The following is a 21707-nucleotide window of genomic DNA, read 5'->3' as shown; positions in this document are numbered from 1 at the left end:
CCCCGACGCCGGATGGAGGGGGAGGCAGCCGTACGGGTCAGCGGTTCACCACTCTCGGTGAAATCACCACTTGTCCTTGGCGTCCGATGCGAAGACACCCGTCTGTCCGGCCCGCCCGTTTCCTCCTAGCGTTTCCCGGGAGCGACGAGAAGAGGCGGGGTGGTGGTGATCGTGTGGCGGTACGCGCTGCGGGTCGGGGCGTTGGTTGCCGGCGTGACGGGGGCGGTGCTGACCCTGGCCGCGCCGGCGCAGGCGGCCTTCGCCACCGAGATGAGCGGCCTGCCGGCCCGGTTCACCGCCGGGGAGCAGGTGCGGACGATCTCCGCTGTGGTGTCCCAGACGGATCGGCGCGGCGGATGCGTGAAGGTGCGCTGGTCGATGGTGCTCAGCGTGCAGGGCATCCGGCTCGACCAGGTGAAGATGGATCGGGTGGAGGAGAACGGGGACTTTCCCCTGGAGATCAGCACCGAGGGTGACGTGGCCCGGCTGACCGACCGGCAGCTCGACCCGGGCACGCTCTGCCCGGGTCGTACGGTCACGGCACGCTACCGGGTGGCCTTCGCCGAGGACATCACCCAGGGGCGGGTCACCCTCGCCGCCGAGGCGTACGACGCCAACGCGCGCCTGCTGGCCCGGCAGACGGCCACCCGCTCGGTGCAGGGCGCGGGCGTCACCCCGACCGGTACGCCGAAGCCGAGCGCCACCCCGGCGCGGCCCAGCGACCCGGCGAGCGCTCCGGTCGAGGAGGACACGTCGGTGGCGGAACCGGTGGGGGACTACCCGGCCGACGCCGCCCCACCGGCCGGCCGCCCGGTCTCGCAGGCCGGCGGGTTCGGCGTGGTGCAGGCCGCGTTTCTGCTCGGCGGGCTGCTGCTCTTCCTCGGGATGGGGTTGCTGCTGCGGCTGCGCCACCTGACCCGGGCCACTGCCGACGAGGCCGAGGACCCGCCGGTGGATCGGCGCTGGGAGCGGCCGGTCTCGGCCGACCGTTGGCGACCGGCCCGCCGCTGAGCGGGGGACGTGGGGGCCGGCGGGCAGTCCGCCGGCCCCCACGGCGTCACTTCGAGAACGCCTGGAACTCGGCGATCCTGACCTGCGTCCGGGCCGGGCTGGCGGTTGCGCAGTCCGTCGTCGTGGCCGGGTCGTCGTCCTGCTCGCCCGCGTACCGCGGGCCGCCGGTGCACTGGCTCGCCAACACCTCCAGGCGCAGGTGGGTGGCGAGGGTGGTGGGCACCGCGAACGTCCGGAGGTTGATGTCCCGGCTGTACGACCGGTACGCCCCGCCGGGGAACGCGTCGCCCGCGCTGCTGTAGATCCGCTGCCAGCGCGCCGGGTCCGCGCAGTCGGTGGTCGTCGCGTCGCAGGCGGACACCGCGAACGAGCGCAGCGCGCTGAGCGCGTTCTGACTGCCGGTGTCGGCGTCGCCGGCGATCGCCGGGCGCAGCATCGCGCTGACGTTCACCCGCTTGACCGTTTGCGGGGCGTCCCCGGGCAACGCCACGGTGAGCTGCCGGCCGGTCACCCCGTCCAGGGAGGCCCAGTTCGTCGCCTCGGTGTCGTCGGCGATCCGGTCCAGGTTGACCCCGTCGCCGGTGATCGTCGCCCCGGACGCGGTGGACGCCAGGTTGCGGCTCATCCGCAGGTCCACATATCCGTCCTGATCGGCCTTGGCGACCACGGTGAGCCGCTGGTGCCCGAAGCCGGGGGCCACGGCGAGCAGGTCGTACGTGCCGGCCACCAGCTGCACGGTGTCCGGGATCGACGTCGCCGGGTCGGTGTCCGCGATCGGCGTGGCCCGCGCCTCGTACGCCCCGACGTACACCCGGATCGGCGCGTCGGCGCTGTCGCCGCGCGGGCGCAGGGTGAGCGTCGCGTTGCCGCCGCGAGGCGAGGCGAAGCTCGGCGTGGGGTCGGTGTCGCCGGCGCCGTTGGTGGCGGCGTCGCGGCCCATCCCGGAGCGGGCGAACTCCGCCCAGATCAGGTCCTGGTTGGCGCCGCCGAAGCGGAGCAGGTCGGCGGTGAGCATGTTGTCCCGCATGTCGAGCATGCTGACCTGGCTGGCGGCCTGGAGCAGGAACGAGTCGAAGACCAACTGCGACCAGCGCCGGTTACCGGGGCACTGGTCGGCGGCGACCTTCCCCTGTGCGCAGTCGAGCTGCCGCTGGGCGGTGCCGAGGCCGTACCGCTTGACCAGTGCGGCGCGGACCCGGAAGTTGGTGGCGCCCCAGATCTCCCCGTCGGCGTGCACGGCGGGACCGCCGGTGTTGTAGCCGATGTCGGAGTAGTTGAGCGGGCTGCGGCTGAGGTCGTAGTTGCGGATGCCGCTGACCAGGTTGCCGGTGACGTAGCCGCCGGTGACGAAGGGCGTCTCGCCGGGCGCGCGCAGCCCGTTCTGGAAGAGGTACTCGGCGGCGAGCAGGTCGCCCCACGACTCGCCCATCGCTCCGCCCTGGTGGCCGCCGATCCCGCTGTCCGGGCCGGCGATCATCCGGTTGGTGATCGCGTGGGTGTATTCGTGGCCGATCACCGTCATGTCGTAGTCGCCGTCCACACACGGCGGGTACGGGCCACCGGCCTGCGGCTGCCACAGGTACATGTTGGTGGTCGGCGGCAGCCCGTCGCGTCCGGTGCCCTGGTTGGCGTTGTTCCGGTTGCCGGTGAGCGCGCCCTGCTGGGCGCGGCCCTGCTCGGCGTCACCGCCCAGCCCGGCCGGCGTGAGGTTGACCGCCTGGAGGTTCCACGCCGACTCGGTGAAGCCCAACTGGTACGACCAGTCGTGCATCCGGTTGTGCATGGCGAAGAGGTTGGCGATCGACGCGTCCGCGTCGTTGCGCTGGGCGGAGGTGAACACCTCCGGGTTGCACTTCGCCTGGTGCCACTGGTCGGTGAAGGGGTACTCGTAGCGGCGGTCCGGGCTGGTGGTGGCCGGGACGATCGGGGTGCCCGCACCCCAGGAGAGCACGGTGTTTGCCGAGTTGCCGCGCGAGGTGAAGGTGGGTGTGCCGGTGGCCGCGTCGATGTCCCAGGGTTGGCCGGTGGCCGGGTCGCGGAAGGCGGCCTGGCAGCCGGGTGCGGGGTCGCCGCACCAGCGCACCCGGGGGTCCTGCCCGGGGCCGAGGTCGCGGGGCGGGGTGGCGGGGAAGACCGCCCAGCTGGGGTTGTCGGAGTCGAAGTCGACGAGGTCCTCACGGACCAGCACCTGCCCGGTGCCGCCGTCCACGTAGCTGGTGAACGCGGCCGGGTGCTCGGTGTCCGCGGCGATCATGGTGACCTCGTAGGCGGCCCGTGGCCCGTCCAGCGGGGTGGGTACGGCCACCGGCCGGATGGTGTGGCTGGCCACCGCGCCGGCGGTCAGCCTGGCGTCGGCGAGGGCGGCGGCGTACGCCTGCTCGGCGGTGCGGGTGGCCGGTGCGGGAGTGCCGGTGTCGCGGGCCAGCGAGGAGTTGACCGACAGCACCGTGCCGCCGGTGACGGCGAGGGTGACGAGGCCGTCCGGTCCGGCGGGCAGGTCGCCGAAGCGTTGCCGGAGGGTGACCACCGCGCCGCTGCCGATCGGCCGGACCAGCACCCGTTCCATGCTGGCCACTGCGGCGGCGTCCAGGCCGAACAGGTCGCGGTTGCCGGTCAGGTAGGCGCGGGCGGCGGCCTCCGGGTCGGCGGGCAGCCCGCTGGCGAGCGGGGTGCGGCCGGGCCCGAGCGCCTGCGGGGTGCCGAGTCGGTTCCACCGAACGTCGGGGTCGGCGGCGCGGGCCAGGCCGCGCTGGCGGGCGTCGGGTGCCGCCGTACCGGCGCGGTTGTCGGCGTCGGCGGGCTCGTGCCCCTCGCTGAACGGTCCGGACCGGCGCTCGGCGGACGCCGCGCTGCCGGTGGGGGCCGCGGTGCTCACGCCGGTGGGGAGCAACGCGGCGACCGTGGCCGTCGTCGCCAGGACGGCGATGAGCCGGCGTCGACGCCGGCTCATCGGGGGTGACCATTCGGGTAGTGGCACGGGACCTCCTCGTGGGAGCGAAATGGCCGGCGGTCGCCGGCCGTCGATGCGCGATGACGCATGTGTGTCTGTGAATATCAGGCGGGGGTGGTGGCGGCAAGGTCCAGGCCGCTCGACGCGCCAATTGATCGAGATAAGTTGACTTTACAAAAACTGCGCTCTTGTAAAACTCCGGGACGGCTGCCACAGTCGGTGCAGGGACGCGAGACCGGAGGTTGGTCATGGCCGTCGATGTCGATCCGACAGTCGAGCCCGCCCGGTGGCGAGACCCCCGCAGGGCGCTCTGGCCGCTGGCGCTCCTGGTGCCGGCGCTGCCCTTCGCCGGCTTCGCGGTGTGGCGGGCCGGCGGCGGCGCCTGGGCCTGGTGGCTCACCCCGGTCGTCGTGTTCGGTGTGATCCCGGTGATCGACCTGCTGCTCGGCGACGACCGGCAGAACCCACCGGAGGAGGCGGTGCCCCGCCTGTCCGCCGACGGCTACTACCGCTGGCTGACCTACCTCTACCTGCCGGCCCAGTACGCGGCACTGGTGCTCTGCGGCGCGGTGTGGACGCGCGACGCGCTCTCGATGCTGGATGCCGCCGGCCTGGTCGCCACGGTCGGCGTGGTCAACGGCATCGCCATCAACACCGCCCACGAACTGGGCCACAAGCGGGAGCGGGTGGAGCGCTGGCTGTCCAAGGTGGCCCTGGCGCCGGCCGGCTACGGGCACTTCCACGTCGAGCACAACCGCGGCCACCACGTGCGGGTCGCCACCCGGGAGGATCCGGCCAGCTCCCGGCTGGGGGAAAGCTTCTGGGCGTTCTGGCCGCGTACCGTCTTCGGCAGCCTGCGCTCGGCCTGGCGGTTGGAGGCCGGCCGGTTCCGGATCCGCGGCCGGTCACCCTGGACCCACCGCAACGACGTGCTCAACGCCTGGGCCCTGACCCTGCTGCTGTACGCGGCGCTGGCAGTGGCCCTCGGCCCCGGGGTGCTGCCGTTCCTGGTCCTCCAGGCGGTGGTCGGCTTCTCCCTGCTGGAGGCGGTCAACTACCTGGAGCACTACGGGCTGGCCCGGCAGCGCACCGGCGCCGGCCGCTACGAGAAGGTCGACCCTCGGCACAGCTGGAACAGCGACCGCGTCGTCACCAACGTCTTCCTCTTCCAGCTCCAGCGGCACAGCGACCATCACGCCAACCCGCTGCGCCGCTACCAGACCCTGCGCACCTTCGACACCTCACCGCGGCTGCCGGCCGGTTACGCGACGATGGTGGTCGTCGCGCTGGTGCCACCGCTGTGGCGGCGGGTGATGGACCGTCGGGTGCTCGCCCACTACGGCGGCGACCGGACGCGCGCCAACGTGCACCGTCGGCGGTGACAGCGCGGGTGGTCGGTCGTCCGGTCCGCCGCGCCGGGTCAGTCGTCCGGTGTCCAGTCGGGGTCGCGGCCGAAGGCGGCCAGCAGGTGGTCCTGCTCGTCGGCGTCGTCGGGCACCCGCACCCCGGTCTGGACCAGGTTGTTGCGGCGGTAGTCGTCGATCTGGCCGGCGAACCACTGGGCGGCCACGTGCACCGCGTCCGGGTCGAGCCGAGGCTGCGCGCCGATCGCCACCGCCACGTCCCAGCCGTGGACGAGATGCTCGGCGAGGAGTTGCTGGAGGTATTCCGCGGCCGGGGTCTCGCCGGCGGAGAGGTGCACGACGCGGTCGAGCGTGCCCGGATGGGTGGCGGCGATCTCGGCCTGCGCGGCCGCCTCCCGCGCCACCGCGATCGGGTCGTCGCCGAGCTGGTCGCCGTCGAGGCGGTCGCCGACCTCGTCGATGGTCCGGCCGGCGAGCAGCGGGACGCTCCACCGGTCCTCACCCACCACGTGGTTGACAAGCGTGCGCACGTCCCAGTTGGAGCAGGGTGTCGGGTCGGACCACTGGCCGGGCTCGACCTGGTCCACCCGGTCGACGAATTCGGCCAGGCTCCGGCGGTACGCCTCCAGCAGATCCATGCTGCCGATTGTTCCGGTCGGCGGGGCGGGCCGAGCCGTTTTGCCCGGCCTGGTGGGGCGATCGCGCTGGCTGCCCGGCTCAGTCCAGGGCGGTGGGGTCCAGGCCGAGCTCCCGGGCGGTGACCAGCCGGACCCACTCGCCGAACTGCCGACGGGAGATCACCCGGTCGTGCACGGCGAGTTGGACGGCGAGGCCGTCCATCACCGCGCTGATCCGCCAGGCGGCCCCGTCCGGGTCGGCGCACTCGAAGGTGCCGTCGGCCACCCCGGCGGAGATCACCGCGGCCAGGTCCTGCCGCCAGCGCAGGTCGAGCCGGCGGGACACCTTCTCCAACTCGGGGGTGCGCAGCGACTCGGACCAGCCGTCGATCCACATCGACCAGGAGGTCGCCCGTCCGGCCGGGGTGTAGAGCTTGAGGATCCGGCGGAGCTTGGTCAGCGGGGGAGCCGAGGAGCGGGTCACCGCGTCCAGTCGGGCCAGATCCTGCTCGACCGCGTACGCGAAGGCCTGCGCGAGTAAGCGGTCCTTCGTGGCGAAGTGGTAGAACACCAGTGCCTGACTCACGCCGGCGGCCTGTGCCACGTCGGCCGTCCGGGTGTTGGCCAGACCGCGCTCCACGATCACGTCACAGGCGGTGCGCAGCAGGGCATCCAGGCGGATCTCGGCCGCACGTCTCGTCACGACCGTTACCGTAGCCCATCCGAGTGAACACGAACAGTTACCGCTGCGGCCGGATCCGCGATGCGACAGTCGGAAGCCGGACACTTCCTCGGGGTGCCGTCAGTCGTTCCTGTGAGAGCGTTCACCGAGGTCCGCCGCGAGTGGGTGGCGCACGACGTGCCTGGTGGCCGGCGTTCGGCGCAGTGACGACCATCATCGCCTAGAGGCGCCCGAGCGTGACGGTAGGTGGCCGCCAGCAGCACCAGGCCAGCCCCCTAGGAAGCCTGCCGGTGGTGGTCCCGACCCTGCCCGGGATCGATGGGACGCGCCGAGGTGACCCCGAGTTGGCAGTCTTTCACCGGCTCGGCTAAAGTTCTCATCCGTCACCCGGGAACGTCCGGGGGCGTGCGGACGTAGCGCAGCTGGTAGCGCATCACCTTGCCAAGGTGAGGGTCGCGGGTTCGAATCCCGTCGTCCGCTCGGAGCTGCCGCCACGCATGACGGGGGCAACCTCGGTGGGGTGGCCGAGAGGCGAGGCAACGGCCTGCAAAGCCGTGTACGCGGGTTCAAATCCCGTCCCCACCTCGGCAACAAGCACGGGCGATTGGCGCAGTGGGAGCGCGCTTCCTTGACACGGAAGAGGTCACTGGTTCAAACCCAGTATCGCCCACCAGCAGATCAGCGGCTCGTTACCGGATTCCGGTGACGAGCCGCTCGTGTTTGTCACAGACAGTCGGCCCCGGGTGGGTTCACGTCACGCTGAGCCGGTAGCCGATCCCGCGTACGGTGTGCACGCGTACCGCGGCGCCGGCGACGCGCAGCTTGCGGCGTAACCGTTTCACGGCCGAGTGCAGGACCGATGTGTCGCCGAGGTACGCGCACCCCCAGACCGACTCGAAGAGCCGCTCGTAGGTCCAGACTCCGGCCGTCGCGGTGGCGAGGTGCGTGAGCAGGTTCCGTTCGAGGCGGGTCAGGGCCAGCGGTTGTCCGCGCCAGGTCACCAGATGGTCGAGCGGATCGATCAGGAGGTCGCCGAGGCTGATCCGATCGCCCGCGTCGGCGCTGACGGCGGCTGGACCCCTGTCACCGGCTGGGCCGGCGGCGGCTGGATCTGGTCCGGGGGCGGAGGTGGTCGTGGGGCTGAGGAGCGGGGCCGGCGCGCCGAGCGCGGGCGGCCCGATCATCGCCTGCAACTCGGCCAGGTCGGCGCAGATCACCAGGGTGCCGAGGCCGTCCAGGCGCCGGACCATCCGCTCGCGCACCGACACGTCGGCGGTTACGCAGAACACGAGGGACACGTCGTCCGTCACCGTTCTCCCTCCCCAGGCGCCACAGGAAAGACAACGCTGTCTGACCCCCGTAGTCAATGGTTTTGCGGGTGAGGATGGCCTCGGGCGCCGATTTCAGAACGTCAACACGCGAAACTCGCCCACCGGCCGGAAACCGAGGCGGCGGTAGACCGGCTCGCCGATGGGCGACGAGGTGAGGGCGGCGGCGCGGGCGCCGCGTTCCCCGGCCAGATCGAGCGCGGCCCTGGTCAGCGCCGCGCCGATGCCCCTGCGGCGGTGCTCGGGCTGCGTACCCACGAAGTAGAGGGTGACCAGTCCGTGGCTGAGCCAGGCGACGGCCGTTCCGACGACCCGGCCGTTGTCGAGGCGACCGGCCAGTCTGAGCACCGTGCCGTCGCCGGTGAACGCCTTCTCCCGTTCGATCGTCGCGGCCACCCCGCCGGCCGGAATCCCGGACACTTGCGGCTCGATCTACGCCGCGGCACGCTGGCCCGTCCGCACGCCGCGACGCCTACCCGGTCGCGGAGAGCAGTGCCTCGGCCAGGTCGGTGCGGGCGCTGAGCAGCGTCCGGCCCCGCCGGTGGGTCACCACCAGGCCGGCCGCGCGGAGGGCGCTGAGGTGTTGGGAGACTCCGGCGGGCGACATCTCGCTACGCCAAGCCAGTTCGGTGGTGCTGACCGGCGAGGTCAGCTCGGTGAGCAGCCGGGCCCGCCCGCGACCGAGCACGGCGGCCAGCGCGTGCGGGACCCCCTTCGGGCGCTCCCAGAGTGTGCCGAGCCCGCGGGCGGGATAGGCGAGCTGCGGCGCGTCCCCGGCCGACACGCTCGCCACCGACGGCCAGACGAAGACGGACGGGACCAGCACCAGGCCCGGGCCGTCCGGGACGTCCGGCGCCAGGCAGTGCCGCTGCGCGATGAGCACTGTGTCGTCCTCCCACCGGACCTGCCTGTGCAGGTCGTTGAGGAGCACCGCCGCGCCGTCCTCGGCGAGGATGCGGGCGCGGGCGGTGACGTCCGCGTCGAGCAGCAGTCGCAGCCGTGGCCAGTGCGGGGCCAGTGCGATCCGCCAGTACGCCTCGATCTCCTCGGCCAGCCGGCGCAGCCCGACCGGGGGATCGGCGTACAGGGCGGCGAGCGCCGGCGTGCGGTCACCCGGGTACAGGTCCAGGTGTGCGCGGACGGTGTCGGCCGGGGTGGCGCGTAGCGCGGCGAGTTCGGTGGTCAGGTCCGGACTGAGGCCAGCGGGCGGTGGGGTGAGGAAGTCGGCCAGGTAGCCGGGCGGGGCCGGCACCAACTGCCAGAGCAGCCCGCCGTCCGGGTCGACCAACCCCGCCTCGACCAGCGGTGGACGGACCCGGCGCACCCAGGGCAGGTGGACGGCGTGGTCCCCGGGGTCACGCAGCACCCGGACGCTCGCGACGACCTCCCACAGGCAGGAGACGGCGAACCGGATGCGGGCGACCGCACCCGCCGACAAGCTGATGGCGACCACGACACCCCCGGTGGATTCAGCTGGGACTGAAACATTACTGCGGCGACGGGGACCGGCCGAGACTTGCCGGGTGAGCGAACAACACATCCGAGCCGAACTCTTCCGATCCCTGCACACCCCCGGGTCGCCGCTGGTCCTGGTCAACGCCTGGGATGCCGCGAGCGCCCGCATCGTGGCCACCGCCGGCGCCCGTGCGGTGGCCACCACCAGCGCCGGCGTCGCCTGGAGCCTGGGAGTGTCCGACGGTGACGTCCTCGGCCGCGACGCGGCCGTCGAACTGGTCGGCCGGGTCACCGCCGCCGTGTCGCTGCCGGTCACCGCGGACATCGAGTCCGGGTACGGGGCGACACCGGCGGAGGTCGACGTGACCATCCGCGCGGTGCTCGACGCCGGTGCCGTCGGCGTGAACATCGAAGACGCCCGACGGGAGGACGGCCCGCCGTTGCGGGACGTGCCCGACCAGTGCGACCGGATCGGCGCGGCACGGGGCGCGGCCGACTCGGCGGGGCTGCCGCTGTTCGTCAACGCCCGGATCGACACGTTCCTCAGCGGCGCCGGGGGCGTCGACGAGACGGTGGCGCGGGCCACCGCCTATCTCGCGGCCGGCGCGGACGGCATCTTCGTGCCGGGGGTGGTCGACCCGGTGACCATCCGCGCGCTGGTGCAGGCGGTGCCCGCGCCGCTGAACGTGCTCGCCGGGCCGGGCGCGCCGTCGGTGGGGGAGTTGGCCGGCCTGGGTGTGGCCCGGGTGAGCCTCGGCTCGGCGGTCGCGGAGGCCGCGTACACGGTTGCCCGCCAGGCGGCGGACGAGGCGCTGGGCGTGGGTACCTACGGCGCGTTGGCGGATGCCCTCGACTACGGCACGCTCAACGCGTTGATGCGCTGAGCGGTGCGGTTGTGGGCATCGCTCCCGCGCCGCCCTCAGCCCGAATGCGACGGACCGGCCGCCCTCGTCGAGGCGGCCGGTCCGTAATCGCCTGACCTGCCGGCTGCGCCGGCGACGGGAAGTGGTCGTGTCACATCGGCGGGGCGATGTCGCGCCGCTCCTCGACCTGGCGGTACTCCACCGGCTGCTCGGTGGTCGTGACCACCTGGCGACGCCGGCCCCAGATCAGCGTGGTCATGATCAGGCCGAGCACGCCGGCTCCCATCAGGATCCAGCCGACCACGTCGAGGTTGATGCCACCGACGCTCGCGTCCAGCGCGAAAGTGAGGATCGCGCCGAGCGCGATCAGGAAGATGCTGGTGCCGATACCCACGACAGCCTCCTTAAGGGGGTGTGGTGCGCTGTCGAGCCCTTCAGTACCCCGGTGGCGACCAGCGCAACCGCCACCGCGCAGGGTGCCGCGCCAAGCGATCTTGGCATCGGGTAAGGTTCACCTGTCGCCGATGCGAGTCGGGGACGTGCGGACGTAGCGCAGCTGGTAGCGCATCACCTTGCCAAGGTGAGGGTCGCGGGTTCGAATCCCGTCGTCCGCTCGCGATCTGCCCCATCGGGGCCTGGCTGCCGGGTTCGGTGGTCGCCACGGGCGATTGGCGCAGTGGGAGCGCGCTTCCTTGACACGGAAGAGGTCACTGGTTCAAACCCAGTATCGCCCACCATCTATGTACGCGGATCAGCTGGCCCGTTACCGGATATCCGGTGGCGGGCCTCGGCGTTTCTGCTTCCTACCTGCCACCAGCCGGTCACTCGCCGGCGCGGAGCACCTCACTCAGCCGGTCGCGTCGCCGCAGCGCGGACTCGACAGGTACGACCGTGGCGGCCGCCGCCAGCAGCGCCACGCTCGCCAGGCCGAGCAGCCACCACGGCAGGACCGCCGCCGGGTCGGCGGTTTGGCCGGTGAGCAGCCGCAGGTCGAGCGGGCCGAGCGTCAGGCGTGCGAGCAGGGCCCCGAGTAGCGGGCCGCACACCGCGGCGACCACGACCGGCGGCAGCAGTTCTCCGGCGGCGACCCAGCGGGCGTCGCGTGGCCGCAGGCCGAGGGTCCGCAGCCGGGTCAGGGTCTGCCACCGCTCCGACGCACCGGCTGCGGCGGCGAGCGTGAGGCCGAGCAACCCCAGCGCCAGCAGCACCGCGGCGGCCGTCCACGCCAGCCGTAGTAGCCCTGCGGTCAGCGGAGCCACTCGCTGCGCCCGAAGGACGTCCGCGCGCAGCACGACGTCGGCGGTGACGCCGCTGTTCGACACGGCCCGCGCCGCGCCGGGGCCGGTCACCCAGACGGTATTCGGAACGGCGGGCAGCCCGGCGTCGGCGAGGGCCGCGGCGTCCACGATGACGACGTCGGTGGCGCCGCCGACGGAGGGAGCGGTACCGACCGCGGCGAGACGGATCGCCGGGGCGCCGTCCCGGGGCAGTTGCAGCCGCGTACCGGTCCGCAGATCGCCGTCGCTCGATCGGACCAGCGCCGGGACGTCCCCGGTGCCAGGACCGGGTGCCGTGAGCCGGGCCAGCGCCGGCGCGTCGGGCAGCGGAGTGGTGGCCAGCAGGCGCTGGAACGCGGCGGCGTCCACGATGACCAGGCGTGGGGTGAGTGGTGTCGATTCGGTGAAGACGCGCGCCGAGTCGGTCACCTGCGCGACGACGACCTGCCCTACTCCGGGTGCGGCGGCGATGCGCTCGGTGAGTGCGGGCGTGGCGGCCTCGGCGTCGACGTCGAGGCGGGCGTCGGCGCCGACGGTGCTCCACGCGCCGTCGGCCAGACCCCGGGTGACGGTGGTGCCGAGGATGAGCGCGAACGACGCGAGCGCCGTGGTGCTGACCAGAACCAGCAGCGGCAGCGCGCGCCCGGCGGTTGTGGCCGCCTGGGCGGCACTGAACACGGCCAGCGGGCGGCGCGAGCGCAGGGCCTGCCGGAGCGCGAACCGCGCCCCGAGGGGCAGCAGCCGGAGCAGGACGAGCGCGCCGACGAGCGCGCCCAGAGCGAGGGCGCTGATCGGCAGGATCAGGTCGCCGGTCAGCTCACCGGTGTCGCCGTCGGAGGCGACGGGCAGGAGCCCGCGCTGGTGCAGGGTGACGAAGGCGGCGACCGCGGCGATCAGGACAGCGGCCTCCACGGCGGCGCGGCGCAGCTGGCTGGTGGCCCGGATCCAGCGCCGAGCGGTCGGGTTGGCGGGTTGGCGCCGGTCGCGGCTGGCGCGAGCGGCGGCGAGGGTGCCGAACGCCGGCCCGGCGACGGCACCGGCCAGGACCACGGGGACGGCCCAGGTCCAGGAGACGCCCGGAGCGGCCGCGCGGGCGAGCGCGAGCCCGACGGCGGCGGCCGACAGGGACACCACTGTGGACTCGATGATCAGTTCCGCACCGAGGTCGGGTAGGGCCGCCCCCCGCTGCCGGGCGGCGCTCAGCGCCGGGGTACGGCGGCGGACCAGCAGGTCGGCGGCGAGCAGCAGGACCAGTACCGTCGCGGTCAGCACCCCGGCGAGCAGGACGGCGGCCTGTGCGGAAGCGCCGCTGTTCCGGGTACGGGCGTCGCGCAGGGCGGTGTCGAGCTGCGATTCCCACCGCAGGGACTGGCCGCTGTCGCCTGCTGAGCCGGAGGCTGCCTTGAGCTTGACCACCTGGCTGGCGAGCGCCGCAGTGGCATCCCAGGTGAGCGCGTCGGCTTCGGGGGCGAAGTGGACGGTGCTCCGCAGTTGGTCCTCGTCGACGGCGAGCCGGGCGTCCGACAACGACTCGCGCGACAGCAGGCCGGCGAACCGGGTGGTTCCCACGCCGTCGGCGCCGGGCACGGGGCGCAGTAGCGCCGGAGCGAGTCGCCAGGCGGGGTCGGCGCTGTCCGCGGGTCGGTAGATCCCGCTGATCCGGACGTCCTTGTCGCGACCCTGGCCGTCCGTTACCGGGATTCGATCGCCGGGGCCGAGGTTGAGTGCGGCGGCGTCCGCCTCGGAGAGGCCGACCTGCACCGGCCAGGGCGGTCCGTCGTAGGGGATCTCGACGTACTCGTCGGTCACGGTGGGGCCGGGCGCGCTGCCGGCGATCCAGGTCACGTCCGGGCCGCCGAGGTCACCGGCCAGGTAGGTGAACTGGAAGGTACGCGGCACGCTGCCGTCGGTGATGGTGAGGATCGGGCCGTTGACAACGGCGACGGGCGGGAGCAGCGCGGCGTCCAGGTCGGGCCCGAGCGCGTATGTCGCCCGGGCGCTGAAGTTGTCGACGTCCTCGGCGAGGCGGGGCATCCGGACCCGCCCACCGGTCGGGCCGTCGTCGCGTTCCCAGTCGGCGTGTGCGAGGACGTTCGAGTCCTGGCCGGCGCGGCGGACGGTGTCCTGGACGGCGCTGTCGGCGGCGGCGCGAAGCAGCGCCGGCACGGCCCCGGCGAGCAGCGCGACGACCGCGATGACGGCGGCGGTGAGCAGCAGCGGTCCGGCGTCGGTACGGCCACGGCCGCGGATGCTGGGCCAGTGCGGCGCCAGCCAGCGGCGGGTCAGCCACCGGTTCACGGTGCCACCCGCAGGTGCGCGGCATCGGCCCGGCGGACCTGGACGGTGACCACGATGGCGACCGCCAGCACGCATCCGGCCAGCAGTACGGCGAGCAGCGCGGCCTCGGCCGGCCACGGCCAGTGTGGCTGGGCGGCCGGGACGGGCGCGGCGCCGGTGTCGGAGCGCACGAGCAGGGGAGCGACGACGCGGGTGGCGAGCGCGCCGACGACCGCGCCCGCCGTGAGCAGGGGCAGCAGAACGCCGGCGTGCTGGCCGAGCAGCACGGCCCGGATGCCGCGCCGGGACATCCCCAGGCCGCGTAGCCGCGCCACCTCGACAGCGCGGACCTGTAGGTCACAGGTGACGTGCAGGACGACGCCGGCGAGCAGCAGCAGGGCCGAGGCCGGGACGACGAGCCGGAGCGCGGCCGGCAGCCCGGCCTGCAACGGGCCGTCGGTGAGGCGGGCGGTCTCCGCCTCGCGGGTCGCGACGGTGCCCAGGTGCAGGGCGGTGGCCCGCTCGGCGGCACCGGGACCGCCTGGGTGGCCGACCCACCAGGCGTCGACCGGGAACGTCAGGTCACCGGTGACGGCGCGTGCGCGGGACAGCGTGTCCAGGTCGGCCAGGACGGCGACGGCGCCGGGGGCGGACGGCACGGTCGGCACGACCTCGGTGACGACGATCGGGACGGGCGTGGTGCCGACCGTGACGCTGAGTCGGCTGCCGCTGTCGGCACCGACCTCGCTGGCGAAGCGGGCGGAGACGGCGACGGGCACCGGGCCGGGGTCCGGGAAGGCGGTGGCGACGAGGGTCCGGGCGGCGTCCGCGGTGCCGCCGAGGTCGACGGTCGCGGCCATCCGCAGCGCGGTTCCCGTCGGCGTGGCGGACACCATGACGGTCAGGTCGGTCAACTTGCTCGGGACCGGCGGCGCGGACGTGGCGGTCCACTCCGATTCGTCCGGGGACCTCTCCGCCGACCCGGCGGGCGGCACGGTGAGCGTGACGGCTACGGCGACGGGTCCGCCGATCGCGTCGGCGGTGACCGGCAGGGCGACCGCGACGAGGCGCAGCCCGTCAGCCGTCGCGCAGGCGGGCAGCCGAACCTCCCGGCCGTCGAGCGGTACGGCGGGACCGGTGCAGGACGTGCGTAGGCCGGTGGCGTCCTGCAGTAGCAGTCGGGGCGTCACGGTGAGCGAGGTGTCGCCGGGGGCGGTCCCGCTCAGGACGAGCGAGGCGCCAGTCGGAACGGCGAGGCCGGTGGCCCGGGTGCGTGGCGCCAGCGTGGCGCCCACGTCCGCCCATCCGCGGTCGCTGTCCAACGGCCCGCGCAGCAGCGCGTCGGCGCGGGTGGTGTCGACGGCGACCAGGCGCGGCGCACTGCCGGCGTTGCCGAGCCACTGACCGACGGCGGTACCACGGTCGAGGGCCGGACTCACCGCCCCCGCGGTGGTCGCGCTGACGACCGCGCCGTCTCCGGCCACCGGCGCCGTGCTGAGGGTGAGTGCCAGGTCGGTGCCGACGGAAAGGGCGGCCTGGTCGCGCTGCGACTGGTGCCACGTGGTGTCGAAGGCGAGGCCGAAGGTTCCGGCCGCGCAGGCAAGCCCGACGAGCAGCCCGGCGGCGACCGCCTGGGGCCGGCGGGCGGCCTCGGAGACCGCCAGCGGAAGCGCCAGCCCACGGGCGCGGTACGCCAGCCGGTCGACGCCGCGCAGGGCGGGCAGTACCACCCGGAGCGCGAGGGCGGCGCCTGCGGTGAGCAGCAGCGCCGGCGCGAGCACCCGGACCGCGTCGGCGCGTGGGCTGGCGGTGGTGGGCTGCGCGTACAGCTGCCACCATCCGGCTGCGGCGAATACCGCGAGCACCAGGTCGGCGCCGGATCGGGCCAGCAGTTCGCGGCGGGTGCGCCGGTCACCGGGTGCCGGGACGGGCCGGATCGCCAGGACGGTGAGCACAGCGGTGAGCAGCAGCGCGCCGCCGGCGACCGCGAGGACCTGGGCGCCGGCGATGGCCGGCCGGACGGTCAGGCCGGCGCCGTCCAGCGGCGGTAGGTGGGTCAGGCCGGCGTGCAGGGCCGACGAGGCCGGTATCGCGAGCGCGGCGGCGACGGCGGCGACGAGCCCGGCCTCGAGTGTCGCGGTGGCGGCGAGTTGGCGACGGCTGGCGCCCAGGGCGGACCGCAGGGCGGTCTCGTCGGCGCGTAGGCCAGCGGTCAGCCGGCCGGCGAGGACGAGTGCCGTCGCGGCCAGGACACCGCCGAGGACGGCGATGGCGAGCACGACGGCGGCGGTGACGTGCCGTTGGTCGTCGGCGGCCCGCAGGGTCAGCGGCAGGTTCGAGGAGACCCGTGCGAGCTGTACGCGGTCGCCGAGAGCGCCGGCCAGCGGGCGGTCGGCACCGCGGACGGCCCCGGCCACGGTCTCCAGGTCGCGGCGGTTGGGGTGGGACAGGTCCGGATGGGCGGTGACCTCCATCCGGTCGACTGTGGCACCCGTGGTGACCAGGTCGGCGAGGTCGACGAGGAACGGGCCGTAGGCGTTGACCGGCTGGAGGAAGCGGCCGTCCCGGTAGCCGGTGGCGGAGCCGGTCGCGGCCAGCGGGTCGCGGTCCCAGCCGCGCCCCGGCAGCGGGCGTACCACACCGACGACTGTCACGTCGATGGCCGGGACGGGCGCGTGGGCCAGCTCGGCGCCGAGGCGCACCCGGCGACCGGGGGTGAGGCCGAGCAGTTGTGCGGTGGACTCCAGCAGCACCGCGTCGCCAGGGTGCTGTGGCCAGCGCCCGGTGACCAGCTCGGCTCGGGCCGGCAGGTCGTCCAGCCCCGACAGGTACGCCTGGGCCGCGACGGTGGTGCCCGGGGCGAGCGCGGGCGGCAGCGCTCGCAGCACTGTCGACGCCCGCGCGGTTGTTGTCACCGGGAACGGTGCGAGCGCGGAGGCCACCACGGTGCGGGTGTCGGCGGCGACGGACGGCGTGTCCCGGCCCTCGACGGTGCCGGTGTAGACGGTCACGTCGACGGCGGCGGGGGCGGCGCGGGCCATGGCGACCTCCAGCGCCCGCTCGGCGGTGCGGGTGACAAGCAGGGTGCAGGTGCCCAGCAGCGTCGCGCCGATCGTGACGATCCCGAGGAGGGCTGCCAGCAACGGCCACTGCGCGCGGGCGCGCCGGCTGACCAGCCTCAGCATCGTCGCGTCACCTGACGTCCGGCACGGGCTCGTACGGCTGCCCGGCCGCCTGTTCGTCGAGGTGCCCGTCGTGGATGCGGATCACCCGGTCGGCCAAGGCCATCATCACCGCGTCGTGCGTCGACACCAGTACGGTGACGCCTTCGGATTCCACTATCCCGCGCAGCAGGGCCATCACCGACAGGCCGGTCTCGGCGTCCAGTTGCCCGGTGGGCTCGTCGGCGAGCAGTAGCCGGGGCGAGGCGGCCAGCGCGCGGGCGATCGCCACCCGCTGCTGCTGGCCACCGGACAGCTCGGCCGGCCGCTGCTGGGCGTGGTCGGCCAGCCCGACCAGCTCCAGCAGCAACTCGACGCGCCGCTCGCGATCGGTCGGGGCGGCGCGGGCCAGCCGCAGCGGGGCGGCGACGTTCTCCGCGGCCGACAGCACCGGGATCAACCCGAAGCTCTGGAAGACGTATGACACCTTGTCGCGCCGCAGCAGGGACAGGCCATCCTCGTCGAGCGCTGTGACGTCGGTGCCGTTGACGTGCACGGTGCCGGCGTCCGGGGAATCCAGGCCGCCGATGACGTTGAGCAGTGTGGTCTTGCCCGAGCCGGACCGGCCGACGAGCGCCACCATGGAACCGGCGGCCACGTCGAACGACACGCCGCGCAGGGCGTGTACGACGGCCGGCCCGCTGCGGAAGCGCCGGTGTACGCCGCGCACGCTGAGCAGCGGCTCGTTACTCATTCGCCGGTTCCCGAGTCGGGGCGGATCGTGATGTGGTCGGGTTCCAGGGCCAGCCGGACCCGTCGGGTCAGCGCCAGCGCCTGGCGGAACTCGCGGGGCACCTGGACCCGCCCGGCCCGGTCCATCACTGCGTACTCCTCGGCGATCAGGTGGGTGTCGCCCGCCGCGTCGGTGGTGGTGCGGCGCAGCACCTCGCTGCTGGTGCGCCCATCCCGGATCGCGACGGTCCGTTCGACCTGGCCGCTGACCTCCGGGTCGTGGGTCACCACGACAACGGTGACGCCGTAACGCCGGTTGACGTCCCGCAGCACGCCGAAGACCTCCGCGGACGTGGCGGCGTCCAGCTCACCGGTGGGCTCGTCGGCGAGCAGGACCCGCGGCTGGTTGGCAAGCGCCACCGCGATCGCGACCCGCATCTGCTGCCCTCCGGAGAGTTGGCCGGGGCGCCGATCGGCGCAGTCGGCGACACCGAGGCTGTCCAGCAGCTCGGCCGCGCGCTCCCGGCGCTCCTTTTTCGCGGTGCGGGCCGCCGTCATCGGCAGGTCCACCATCTCCCGTGCGGTCAGGTAAGGGATCAGGTTGCTCGCCGTCTGTTGCCGGACGAACCCGACGGTGTGCCGCCGGTAGTCCACCCGGTCCGCGCGCGACATCGCCAGCAGATTCCACTCCTCGACCCGGACCCGCCCGGCGGTGGGGGCGTCGATGCCGGCCAGGATGGAGAGCAGCGTCGACTTGCCCGACCCGGAGGCCCCGACGACGGCGACCAGCTCACCGCTCTCCACGGCCAGGTCCAGTCCCTGTAGCGCCTGCACCTCGATCGAACCGGTCTGGTAGATCCGCACCAGGTTCTCGCAGACGATGAGCGCGTCCCGGCCGAACTCGGGCGCCCGCGCGGATGGCCGCGGCAGGGACAGCGGTGTGCTGGACATTCCCCTCCGTCCGGTTGTGCCGATGTCGAGCCAGCCTCGGGCAGCGGACGCGGATTGAAGCAGTTTCGCAATCGGCGGCTCCGTTGACCATGCCCTGGGCGGCTTTTCTAAGAGGGTCGGCGGGCGAGCACGCCAACCGTCGACAATCCGGTGGCGGGGCGGGCTGCTTGTTGCGAGACTCTGCCCCGTGCGAGACCCGGACCGCTTCCGAGCCGCCGTACACGCCTGGGCGGCCGGCGGTCCCGACGCCACGGCGGCCGGCGCGGCGGCCCGGGACCTGGCCGTCGGTCTGCGGACGGTCGTGCTCGTCGAGGGTGTCAGCGACCAGCGCGCGGTGGAGGCGTTGGCCGAGCGGCGGCACCGTGATCTGGCGGCCGAGGGCGTGTGCGTGGTGCCGATCGGTGGCGCCATGAGCGCCTCTCGATACCTGCGGCTCTGCGGAGCGCAGGGCCTCGCCGTGACCGTACGCGGGCTGTGCGACGAGGCCGAGGAGGACTTCTTCCGGCGCGGATTGGAGGACGCCGGCCTCGGTGCCGGCCGGACCCGGGCGGCGATGGAGGCGCTCGGTTTCCACGTCTGCGTGACCGACCTGGAGGACGAGCTGATCCGGGCGCTCGGCAGCGACGGCGTCGAGCGGGTCATCGCGGAGCAGCGGGACCTGGCCCGGTTCCGGGTCTTCCAGAACCAGCCCGCGCAGCGCGGTCGGTCGGTCGAGCGGCAACTGCGTCGCTTCCTGGGCACGATGAGTGGCCGCAAGGCCCGCTACGCCCAGGCGCTGGTGGGTGCCCTCGACCCGGGCGGCGTTCCCCGCCCGCTGGACCGGCTGCTCGCCGGCTGATCCCACGATCACGAGGGTGGGTCGACGATGTCGTCGCGACAGCCGAGGTGCGGCCGTCAGGAGGGCCGCGCCGCCGACTGACGCCGGGCAGCCGTCGCCGGCGCGATGGCATCGACTGTCGCTCGTCGGGACGTCACCTCGCGAACGTGCTGGCACTCGGCGACGTCGTCGTGGTCGCAGGCCAGGGCGCAGTCCAGCAGGGCAAGTCTGGCCTGGTCCTGCGCGATCCGCTGAGCAACCCGGACGCGCTGCTCCGCCAGCACCCGCCGCCGGGACGGGGGATCTGCCGCGAGCATCCGGCGGATTTCGTCCAGGGCCAGCCCGGCCTCCTTGGCCCGCAGGATGACCGCGATGCGTGCGATGTCGTGAGTGTCGTAGCGACGCCGGTGATCGGCGGTCCGGGCAGGGTGCAGCAGGCCGGTCGCCTCCCAGTGGCGCAGGACGTGTGGAGCGAGACCGAAACGCGCGGCGACGGCACCGATGGGCAGCCTTGACTTCACGTCGACGTGAGGACCCATGCTGCCAGGATGTCAGAGCGGAAAGCGAACGCACGCCCTGCCGACAGCACATCCGCTGTGGCGGCACGGTTGGACGCCGTCGAGGAACTTCCCGCGATCATCGAGCTGCGGCGGTACTCCTACGACCTGCTGTGCCTGAATCCCGCGGACGAGGTGGTGGATGTCGGCGCCGGCACGGGGCGGGCCGTCGCGGAACTGAGCGCGTACGGGTTCCAGGCCATCGGCATCGACCCCGACGAGGAGATGCTGGCTGTTGCCCGCGCCCGCTACCCGGATGCGGACCTGCGGATCGGTACCGCCGAACGGCTACCCATCGGGACCGCCACGATGGCCGGATATCGCGCCGACAAGGTCCTGCACCAGCTGGCCGAGCCGATTGTCGCGGCCCGGGAAGCCCGGCGGGTCCTGCGCTCCGGCGGCCGAGCCGTGCTGCTCGGCCAGGACTGGGACGCCATCGTCATCGACTCGTCCGACGGTGCCCTCACCCGCCGGATCGTCCAGGCCCGCGCCGACACGATTCCCCGGCCTCGGGTCGCTCGCGGCTACCGCAGCCTGCTCCTGGACGCCGGCTTCCAGGAGGTGTCGCTGGCAGCCCGCACTGTCGTGTTCACCCAGGCCCTGTTGTTGGACATGCTCACCGGACTCGCCAGGGCCGCCCGCAACACGGGTGCCATCACCGACGAGCAGTCCACCGCATGGTTGACGGACCAACGTGACCGGGCGATGGCCGACCGCCTCATTGTCGCGTTGCCCTTCTTCGTCGCGGCCGGCACCGTGCCACCCGACACCCGAGCCGGTCGCCGGCAAGCGACGGCCAGCTGATCTCCGCGCGCTCAGCGTTCCCGGACCACGGCGACCGGGCAGCTGGCGTGCTGGATCACCTGCTGGCTGACCGAGCCGAGCAGCATCCCCGCCAGCCCACCCCGGCCCCGACTGCCGACCACCACCGACTGCGCGGACCGGCTCGCCTCGATCAGCATCGCCGCCGGGCTGCCCGGGATCACGTCGACGGTCATGCTCAGCTCGGGAAACGTTCGCCGCCACGGCTCCAGCGCCTGCTCCACCGCGGCCCGCTCGTCGGGCACCCCGGCCGCCCCACCGGGACCCGGAGTCCAGGCGTGCAGAACCCGCAACGGCACCTGCCGGCGTGCCGCCCGTTCGGCCGCGAAACCGAGCGCCACCAGCGACGGCTCCGAAACGTCCACGCCGACCGCCACCGGGTCGTCCGGTCCACTGGCCGTACCGTCGCGGACCACCACGACCGGGCAGTGTGCGTGGGCGGCCACCGACACGGCCGTGGATCCGGCCAGCAGGCCACCGAATCCGCCGTGGCCTCGGCTGCCGAGCACCAGCATGCCGGCCTCGGCCGAGCGTTCCTGCAACACCAGGGCAGGTGGTCCGTCGTACACCTCGCCGGTGATCGTCAGCCCGGGGTGGGTGGCGGCGGCGTCCGCCGCGGCCTTGCCGACCAGGTCCTCGACCTGCCGGCGGGCGGTCTCGTCCGGCCAGACCCCGGGCGCCACACCCGGACCGACCCAGCCGGCCACGGTCAGCCATTCGAAGACGTACGCCAGCCGCACCGGTTGGCCGCTGTGCCGAGACTCCTCCAGCGCCCACTCCACCGCCTGCGAGGCGTCGGTGGAGCCGTCGTAGCCGACCAGGATCTCCGCGTCGCGCACGTCG

18 protein-coding genes and 5 tRNA genes are annotated in these 21707 nt (G+C 73.7%); 10 read left to right on the top strand and 13 right to left on the bottom strand.

Features of this window, described 5'->3' with window-relative positions:
- The first annotated feature begins 159 nt into the window (after window positions 1-159).
- Window positions 160-1011 (top strand): hypothetical protein, encoded by an 852-nt coding sequence (locus ABZU25_RS12045; RefSeq protein WP_355029348.1) that lies wholly within the window; start codon window positions 160-162, stop codon window positions 1009-1011.
- Window positions 1012-1057: 46 nt separating this feature from the next.
- Here ABZU25_RS12045 and ABZU25_RS12040 read toward each other — a convergent pair whose 3' ends face one another.
- Window positions 1058-3988, bottom strand: coding sequence for a M36 family metallopeptidase (locus tag ABZU25_RS12040; RefSeq protein WP_355029347.1), 2931 nt, complete (start codon window positions 3986-3988; stop codon window positions 1058-1060).
- 221 nt (window positions 3989-4209) lie between these two features.
- On the opposite strand from ABZU25_RS12040, the gene ABZU25_RS12035 reads away from it, so the two are divergent.
- The gene (locus tag ABZU25_RS12035; protein ID WP_355029346.1) at window positions 4210-5343 is read left to right on the top strand and encodes an alkane 1-monooxygenase; all 1134 of its coding nucleotides are present in this window, start codon (window positions 4210-4212) and stop codon (window positions 5341-5343) included.
- A gap of 38 nt (window positions 5344-5381) precedes the next feature.
- Here the strand turns inward: ABZU25_RS12035 and ABZU25_RS12030 are convergent, their stop codons facing one another.
- On the bottom strand, window positions 5382-5963 hold the full coding sequence (locus tag ABZU25_RS12030) for a TIGR03086 family metal-binding protein (RefSeq protein WP_355029345.1): 582 nt from the start codon (window positions 5961-5963) through the stop codon (window positions 5382-5384).
- Window positions 5964-6042: 79 nt separating this feature from the next.
- Complete coding sequence (locus ABZU25_RS12025; protein ID WP_355029344.1) at window positions 6043-6645, bottom strand: TetR/AcrR family transcriptional regulator; 603 nt, start codon at window positions 6643-6645, stop codon at window positions 6043-6045.
- Window positions 6646-7031: 386 nt separating this feature from the next.
- Between ABZU25_RS12025 and ABZU25_RS12020 the strand changes: the two genes are divergently transcribed.
- The 3 genes from ABZU25_RS12020 (at window position 7032) to ABZU25_RS12010 (ending at window position 7297) form a co-directional block, all read left to right on the top strand.
- Window positions 7032-7104, top strand: a tRNA-Gly gene (locus ABZU25_RS12020).
- A gap of 34 nt (window positions 7105-7138) precedes the next feature.
- Window positions 7139-7209, top strand: a tRNA-Cys gene (locus tag ABZU25_RS12015).
- A 13-nt stretch (window positions 7210-7222) separates the two neighbouring features.
- Window positions 7223-7297 (top strand) — tRNA-Val (locus tag ABZU25_RS12010).
- 76 nt (window positions 7298-7373) lie between these two features.
- On the opposite strand, the gene ABZU25_RS12005 is transcribed toward ABZU25_RS12010, so the two are convergent.
- The 3 genes from ABZU25_RS12005 to ABZU25_RS11995 all read right to left on the bottom strand — a co-directional run bounded on the left by ABZU25_RS12005 (window position 7374) and on the right by ABZU25_RS11995 (window position 9405).
- The gene (locus ABZU25_RS12005) at window positions 7374-7892 is read right to left on the bottom strand and encodes a winged helix-turn-helix domain-containing protein (RefSeq protein ID WP_355029440.1); all 519 of its coding nucleotides are present in this window, start codon (window positions 7890-7892) and stop codon (window positions 7374-7376) included.
- Between the two features lie 135 nt (window positions 7893-8027).
- Entirely contained in the window at window positions 8028-8372 is a 345-nt protein-coding gene (locus ABZU25_RS12000) for a GNAT family N-acetyltransferase (RefSeq protein ID WP_355029343.1), read from the bottom strand.
- Window positions 8373-8424: 52 nt separating this feature from the next.
- Window positions 8425-9405: an ArsR family transcriptional regulator gene (locus ABZU25_RS11995; protein ID WP_355029342.1), complete on the bottom strand. Its 981-nt coding sequence runs from the start codon at window positions 9403-9405 to the stop codon at window positions 8425-8427.
- Between the two features lie 70 nt (window positions 9406-9475).
- Between ABZU25_RS11995 and ABZU25_RS11990 the strand changes: the two genes are divergently transcribed.
- Entirely contained in the window at window positions 9476-10291 is an 816-nt protein-coding gene (locus ABZU25_RS11990) for an isocitrate lyase/phosphoenolpyruvate mutase family protein (RefSeq protein WP_355029341.1), read from the top strand.
- Between the two features lie 130 nt (window positions 10292-10421).
- Here the strand turns inward: ABZU25_RS11990 and ABZU25_RS11985 are convergent, their stop codons facing one another.
- A complete protein-coding gene (locus ABZU25_RS11985; RefSeq protein WP_347663612.1) occupies window positions 10422-10664 on the bottom strand; it encodes a DUF6458 family protein in 243 nt (80 codons plus the stop codon).
- Between the two features lie 147 nt (window positions 10665-10811).
- Between ABZU25_RS11985 and ABZU25_RS11980 the strand changes: the two genes are divergently transcribed.
- Together ABZU25_RS11980 and ABZU25_RS11975 are read left to right on the top strand one after the other, a co-directional pair.
- Window positions 10812-10884 (top strand) — tRNA-Gly (locus tag ABZU25_RS11980).
- 48 nt (window positions 10885-10932) lie between these two features.
- A tRNA-Val gene (locus ABZU25_RS11975) sits at window positions 10933-11007 on the top strand.
- Between the two features lie 84 nt (window positions 11008-11091).
- Here the strand turns inward: ABZU25_RS11975 and ABZU25_RS11970 are convergent.
- From ABZU25_RS11970 to ABZU25_RS11955, 4 genes are read right to left on the bottom strand one after another with little or no spacing between them, the layout of a single operon-like run.
- Entirely contained in the window at window positions 11092-13845 is a 2754-nt protein-coding gene (locus tag ABZU25_RS11970; protein ID WP_355029340.1) for an FtsX-like permease family protein, read from the bottom strand.
- Window positions 13842-17009: a permease gene (locus ABZU25_RS11965; RefSeq protein WP_355029339.1), complete on the bottom strand. Its 3168-nt coding sequence runs from the start codon at window positions 17007-17009 to the stop codon at window positions 13842-13844. Before ABZU25_RS11965 ends, ABZU25_RS11970 begins: the two co-directional genes overlap by 4 nt.
- Window positions 17010-17016: 7 nt before the next feature.
- Window positions 17017-17739: an ABC transporter ATP-binding protein gene (locus ABZU25_RS11960; protein ID WP_355029338.1), complete on the bottom strand. Its 723-nt coding sequence runs from the start codon at window positions 17737-17739 to the stop codon at window positions 17017-17019.
- A complete protein-coding gene (locus ABZU25_RS11955) occupies window positions 17736-18668 on the bottom strand; it encodes an ABC transporter ATP-binding protein (protein WP_355029337.1) in 933 nt (310 codons plus the stop codon). The genes ABZU25_RS11960 and ABZU25_RS11955 overlap by 4 nt, the downstream gene beginning before the upstream one ends.
- Window positions 18669-18855: 187 nt before the next feature.
- On the opposite strand from ABZU25_RS11955, the gene ABZU25_RS11950 reads away from it, so the two are divergent.
- On the top strand, window positions 18856-19506 hold the full coding sequence (locus ABZU25_RS11950; RefSeq protein ID WP_355029336.1) for a TOPRIM nucleotidyl transferase/hydrolase domain-containing protein: 651 nt from the start codon (window positions 18856-18858) through the stop codon (window positions 19504-19506).
- Window positions 19507-19562: 56 nt separating this feature from the next.
- On the opposite strand, the gene ABZU25_RS11945 is transcribed toward ABZU25_RS11950, so the two are convergent.
- A complete protein-coding gene (locus ABZU25_RS11945; protein ID WP_355029335.1) occupies window positions 19563-20024 on the bottom strand; it encodes a MerR family transcriptional regulator in 462 nt (153 codons plus the stop codon).
- A gap of 9 nt (window positions 20025-20033) precedes the next feature.
- On the opposite strand from ABZU25_RS11945, the gene ABZU25_RS11940 reads away from it, so the two are divergent.
- Window positions 20034-20846 (top strand): methyltransferase domain-containing protein, encoded by an 813-nt coding sequence (locus ABZU25_RS11940; protein WP_355029334.1) that lies wholly within the window; start codon window positions 20034-20036, stop codon window positions 20844-20846.
- 11 nt (window positions 20847-20857) lie between these two features.
- On the opposite strand, the gene ABZU25_RS11935 is transcribed toward ABZU25_RS11940, so the two are convergent.
- A complete protein-coding gene (locus ABZU25_RS11935; RefSeq protein WP_355029333.1) occupies window positions 20858-21703 on the bottom strand; it encodes a universal stress protein in 846 nt (281 codons plus the stop codon).
- Window positions 21704-21707 lie beyond the last annotated feature (4 nt).

This window comes from Micromonospora sp. NPDC005215, from assembly GCF_040607915.1.
Classification (GTDB): Bacteria; Actinomycetota; Actinomycetes; order Mycobacteriales; family Micromonosporaceae; genus Micromonospora.
Note: the sequence above shows the minus strand (reverse complement) of the source record. Positions and strands in the feature narration are given on the sequence as shown.